This is a genomic window from Gluconacetobacter entanii (assembly GCF_003206495.1).
Classification (GTDB): domain Bacteria; phylum Pseudomonadota; class Alphaproteobacteria; order Acetobacterales; family Acetobacteraceae; genus Novacetimonas; species Novacetimonas entanii.
In genome coordinates, this window is the sequence record NZ_NKUF01000002.1 from 219417 (window position 1) to 225416 (window position 6000).

4 protein-coding genes are annotated in these 6000 nt (G+C 65.2%); 2 read left to right on the plus strand and 2 right to left on the minus strand.

What is annotated here, in order from left to right; genetic code table 11:
* Positions 1–253: 253 nt before the first annotated feature.
* Complete coding sequence (locus tag CFR72_RS01970; RefSeq protein WP_110912366.1) at positions 254–2698, minus strand: helicase-related protein; 2445 nt, start codon at positions 2696–2698, stop codon at positions 254–256.
* Positions 2699–2987: 289 nt separating this feature from the next.
* Between CFR72_RS01970 and CFR72_RS01975 the strand changes: the two genes are divergently transcribed.
* Together CFR72_RS01975 and gorA are read left to right on the plus strand one after the other, a co-directional pair.
* A complete protein-coding gene (locus CFR72_RS01975) occupies positions 2988–3866 on the plus strand; it encodes a ferredoxin--NADP reductase (protein WP_110912408.1) in 879 nt (292 codons plus the stop codon).
* 247 nt (positions 3867–4113) lie between these two features.
* Complete coding sequence (gene gorA, locus CFR72_RS01980) at positions 4114–5514, plus strand: glutathione-disulfide reductase (RefSeq protein WP_110912367.1); 1401 nt, start codon at positions 4114–4116, stop codon at positions 5512–5514.
* Between the two features lie 83 nt (positions 5515–5597).
* Here gorA and CFR72_RS01985 read toward each other — a convergent pair.
* Positions 5598–6000: transposase (locus CFR72_RS01985; protein ID WP_146220635.1), on the minus strand; the 403-nt coding region annotated here is incomplete at its 5' end.

The window sequence follows — 6000 nt, forward strand, 5'->3', positions numbered from 1 at the left end:
TATTACCCTTTGGAAACCATGACTTTTAACGAATCAGGGTGCAGGGAGCGCGCTCCCTGCCGGGTCCGGGCAGAGCCCGGATGTCGCACGCGCCGACCGTCTCAGGGGCGTTGCCCACGAACCCCCACCAAAGGGCATTGCCCTTTGGAAACCGTGACTTCTTAACGAATCAGGGTGCAGGGAGCCGCGCTCCCTGCCGGGTCCGGGCAGAGCCCGGATGTTCCATGCGCCGATTGCGGTGCATGGAGGACGTTCATTTCCTCCGTCGTGACCTGCCGCGGGGCCGGTCCTCCGCACGGGGGCCGCGATCCATGCGGTCGTGGTTGCGGCGGCGCGGGGACATCTGCGGCATTTCGGCGCGCGTGCGTGTGCTCTGCTGGCGCAGGACGTCCTCGATCCAGTCATTGAGGCGCGTGGTCGCGATCTCCGCATTCTCCCGGTCGGGATAGGCATCGGGAAACCGCAGCGCCAGCCACCGCCATGCCACCAGCCGCTTGTGCCGCTTTTCCGCGCGTTCCAGTTCGCTGCGCTCCGCCCGTTCGGCGGGGGGCAGGCGGCCGGTGCCCGGCGGCGGCACGGCATGGCCCGCCGCATGGTCGGCGGCCCAGCCCACCAGGCGCTGTATGCCGTTGTCACGGTCATCGACCGGGCACATGGCATAGACCCAGCGCTGCGCCAGCGTCAGCCCCTCCACCCCTTCGAGCGCGGTTGCGATGGCGAAAGCATGTTCCATGTTGGCCAGCCGGTAATTCGGGTCATCACGGCGCAGCACGGCGCGGCGGATGCGCACCAGCACGCCGAACAGGCTGTCGGAGCCGATTTCGGCGGCCACCGCCTGCACGATGTCCGCGTCGGGCTGCACCTGCGGGCGCAGATCATCAAGGCGGGCGGGAGGGGCGGCGAGCATCGCATGGATGAAGGACGGGCTGCCCACGCCTTCCAGCACCGCGACGACGCCCTTTTCATGCTTGCCGAAGCGCCCGGCACGGCCGCCGATCTGCTTGACCTCCTGCGCATTGAGGTCGCGCGTCTGCGTGCCGTCGAACTTGCGCAGGGCGGCGAAGATTACGCGGCGGATGGTCAGGTTCAGCCCCATGCCGATCGCGTCCGTCGCGATCAGGATGTCGGCCTCCCCCCGGTTGAAGCGCTGGGCCTCCGCACGCCGCACTTCGGGGCTGAGCGCGCCATAGACGACGGCCACCCGCTTGCCATGCGCCAGCAGCAGCGCGCGCAGGTCCAGCACCTCGCGCCGGGAAAACGCGATCAGCGCGTCATGCGGCTGCAGGTCCTGGATGCGCACGGGCGTGTCGGCGGCGACAAGCGGGCTTTTGCGCTCCAGATGCACCTCGTCCACCGGGTCGCCACACAGTTCGGCGATGCGTCGGACCATCGGGATGCAGTCCGGCGCGCCAAGGATGAACAGGTGCCGCGCCGGCGCCCCCATGATCGCCGCCGTCCATGCCGCCCCGCGGTCGGGATCGGTCAGCATCTGCGCCTCGTCGATGATGGCGACATCGACGGGGTTGTTCAGCGGGCACATCTCTACCGTGGCGGCAAGGTGGCGGCTGCCGGGGACGTCGATGCGTTCCTCCCCGGTGGCAAGGGAGGTGGGCACGCCGCGCGCGGTCAGGGATTCGCGGAATTCATGCGCCAGCAGTCGCAGCGGCGCCAGCGCCAGACCGCTTTCGGCCCGTGCCAGCGCATCGAGCGCGGTGTGCGACTTGCCGCTGTTGGTCGGGCCGGTCACCAGCGTGATGCGGCGCTTGAGCGCGCGTGCGGTGGTGAAATGCGCGGCATAGCGGTCAAGGGCTGCGACCTGCGCGATCACGGCGTTGCCCACGCGCCGGTCGCCCATGTCGGGGGCGATGGGGGCGGGCGTGCCACGGTCGGGGCGTTCCTGCCGCCATGCCTGCACCTGCGGGCGCAGGGCGATCAGTTCGGCGGGGTCGAATTCCCAGCGTTCCTGCCCATCCTTCTGCGGCACGCGGCGCGCGACCGGCAGGCGCTTTTCCGCGATCCAGCGCAACGCCTCACGGTGGGAGCAGCGCAGCAGGCCCGGAACCTCGGCAAAGGGGACAAGCTTCGTCTCCCACTCCCGCAGGCGCTGCACCTCTTCCTTGCGGCGGGCGCGGGCGGTCTGCTCGATTTCCTCGCGCCGGGTGCGGGTGCGGCTGTCGGCGTCCTCCACCTGCCGGGCGAAGGCCTCGGCATCGGGCAGGTCGAACGCATCCGCCGCCGCAAGGGCAAGCGTGCGCAGTTCGGCGGCCGCCAGCACGCGGCCCGTCCCGTCGAACAGGTCGGTGCGCACATTGTCCACCGCCGCCTGCGCGCTGTCGCCCTGTTCACGCAGGCGCGCGCGGATGACCGGGCGCAGGGCCGCCAGCAGGCGGGCATCGTCGGGTTCGGGATCGTCCAGCGTCGTGGCCGCCGCCTCCGCATCCGCGCGGGTGACCCAGACCTGTCCCGCCCGGCGGGTCATGTCCATCAGGCGCGACCCCCACGGCTTGCGCCGCAGCGTGCACAGCGCGGTGCGGAACGTGGCCGCGTCGATATGTTCCGCACCCGGCTGCAGCAGGCGCGCGATGATGCGTTCCAGCTTCTGGCGTTCGCGGGTTTCCACATTCAGGCCGGTGGCCGCGATGGCCGCGTCCATGGCGATCAGGGCAGGCGCCGCACGGGCGGGAAGATCAGATGTCATGCCTGACTATGTGCGTCATTCGCACGCGCACGACAATGTTGCGTGCGTGCAACATGGCCGCGAATTCGTGCCCCCGGGCGTGTGATGGCGGGATGAAATCCACATGCTGGGGGCGCATCTGGGTCGCATCAGACGCAATTCTGCCTCCTGCGGGGCGATTTATGCAGGTTTATGCTGGAATACCACGCGCCAGATGCCTAAACATTCCCGCCTTGGAAAAATTGTCGCCGGACGCATATGTCAGGGGAACCTGTCGCGCGTCCGCGTCAGTCGGGAGAATAATGACCTTATGTCGGATACGTTGATCACGCCCGCCGCTGATGCAGTCCCGTCCGGTCTGGCACCGGTGGAGGGGCAGCCGGGGGTTTATCATCTTGCCCCGCCGGTCAAGGAATATGGCCACCTGAACGCGGAAACGGTGCTGACGGTCCATCACTGGACGGATCGCCTGTTTTCCTTCACTACAACGCGTGACCCCGCGCTTCGTTTCGAAAACGGGCAGTTCACGATGATCGGCATCGAGGTCGAGGGGAAGCCGCTGCTGCGCGCCTACAGCATCGCCAGCGCGAATTACGAGGACAACCTCGAATTCCTCTCCATCGCCGTGCCTGATGGCCCGCTGACCTCGCGCCTGCGCCATGTGAAGGTGGGCGACAAGGTCCTGATCGGGCGCAAGCCGGTGGGAACCCTGCTGCTGGACAACCTGCGTCCGGTCCGCAACCTGTATTTCCTGTCCACGGGCACGGGCCTCGCCCCGTTCATGAGCCTGATCAAGGACCCGGAATGCTATGAGCGCTATGACCATGTGATCCTGAGCCACACGGTTCGTATCTCTGGCGAGCTGGCCTATTCCAACCATATCCGCCACGAACTGCCGCATCACGAGTTCCTGGGCGAGGATGTGTCGGGCAAGCTGCTCTACTACCCCGCCGTCACGCGTGAACCGTTCGCCGTGACCGACCGCATCACCAAGCTGATCGAGACGGGCAAGATCTTCAAGGATCTCAACATCCCCGAACTCGACCCCGAACATGACCGCGTCATGATCTGCGGTTCGCCGGAAATGCTGGCCGATACGGAAAAGATGCTCCAGGCGCGTGGCTTTGACGAGGGCAACAACTCGAAGCCCGGTGCCTATGTCGTTGAAAAGGCGTTCGCGGAGCGCTGATTGAACGATGGCCGCGACCTTCTCCCTTGTTGCGCGGGGGAGGCGGTTGCGGCCTGTCGGATGTGCTGAGATTGTGCATCCGGCCATAAGAGACTGTTTTTGAACACTCTCTTGATAAGAATAAAAGTTTTTGGGTGTCGCCTTTTTCCAAAAAGGCGACGTTTCCCGAAGCTTTTTGGAAAAAGCTTCACCAAAAACTTTTTATCTTTCTTGCGCGGCCTTTTTCCAGCAGTGTGCAGCACTTCCCATGGCATATGATTTTGATCTGTTTGTGATTGGCGCAGGCTCCGGCGGGGTGCGGTGCGCGCGTGTCGCGGCGTCGCATGGCGCGCGTGTCGGCGTGGCCGAAAGCAGCCATTGGGGGGGCACCTGCGTCAACCTTGGCTGCGTGCCCAAGAAGCTGATGGTGCAGGCCAGCGAGTATGGCGCGGATGTGGATGACAGCCATGGCTTTGGCTGGGACACGCAGCGCGGGCACCATGACTGGGCCGCGCTGATCGCCGCCAAGGACCGCGAGATTTCGCGCCTTAACGGCATTTATGTCTCCATGCTGGAAAAGGCCGGGGTGCGGCTGTTTACCGGCCATGCCCGGCTGGAGGATGCGCACACCCTGTCCATCGGGCCGTCGGCGCTGGACCCCGATGCCGCACCCCGCCGCGTCACGGCCCGGCGGATCGTGATCGCCGTCGGATCGACGCCCTTCGTGCCCGACATCCCCGGCATCGAACATGCCATCACATCCGATCAGGCGTTCCACCTGCCGCAGCGGCCCGAACGGGTCTGCATTGTTGGCGGCGGGTATATCGGGGTGGAATTCGCGGGGATCTTCGCAGGGCTTGGCTCCACGGTTGACCTTGTCTATCGCCCGCACCAGCCATTGCGCGGATTTGATGCGGACCTGCGCACCGCCCTGCATGAGGCGATCGACCTGCGCGGCATCCGCCAGCACCGTGGCACGACGCCCACCGCGATCGAACGCAGGAGCGATGGCAGCTTTGTCGTGACCCTCAACCATGGGGCGGCGATCGAGACGGACTGCGTCTTCTTCGCCACCGGGCGGCGGCCGAAAATCGCGCAGCTCGGGCTTGAGGATGTGGGCGTGAAAACGGTTTCTGGCGGGCGAATCGTGGTGGATCGCCACAGCCAGACCTCGGTGGAGGGGATCTATGCCATCGGGGACGTGACCAACCGGCTCAACCTGACGCCGGTCGCCATTGCCGAAGGGCATATCCTGGCCGAGTACCTGTTTGCGGATCATGTGCGCGAATGGTCGTTCGCCACGACACCCAAGGCCGTGTTCTTCTCACCCCCCGTCTCCAGCGTTGGCCTGACGGAGGAGGAAGCGGCGCATCAGGGCGCGGTGGATATTTATCTCAGCCGGTTCCGCCCCATGCGCAACACGCTTGGCGGCAGTCCGCAGCGCACGGTGATGAAGCTGGTGGTGGATCAGGCCAGCCAGAAGGTGCTTGGTGCGCATATGCTGGGCGATGACGCGCCGGAAATCATGCAGGGACTGGCGATCGCGGTGACGGCCGGCCTGACGAAGCAGGACTGGGACCGCACGATCGGCATCCACCCGACCTCGGCCGAGGAATTCGTGACCATGCGTACCCGCACGCGCGAGACGCCGCAGACCCCGGCAGAATAAGAAAAAGGAATAAAAGTTTCCGGGTGCCGCCTTTTGATCGAAAAAGGCGGCGTCTTTCGAAGCTTTTTGGGGTCTGTTGGGAATTAACGCGAATTGATGATTGCGGCGGTGAGATAAATCATCGCTGCGAATGATCTGTCGGTCTTGTCGCTCCGCATGGCGATACGCTTGAACTCCTTGAGCTTGCAGAAAAAGTTCTCGATGAGGTGGCGTGCCTTGAACATGGCTCCATCGAACGGGCGTCTGTCGAGGCGGTTTTTGCGCTGGGGAATGACCACGCAGGCCCCTTGCGCGCGTATGGTGTCCACGATCCAGTGGACATCGAACGCCTTGTCGGCAAGAAGTCCCTCGAAATCCGCTGGTTCGAGAAGAGGCGCGACCCCGACCGTGTCGTAATGCTGGCCGGGGATAAGCGTAAAGCGGACCAGATTGCCCAGGGCGTCAGTCATGGCGACGATCTTGGTGGACCATCCCGTCACACTGCGC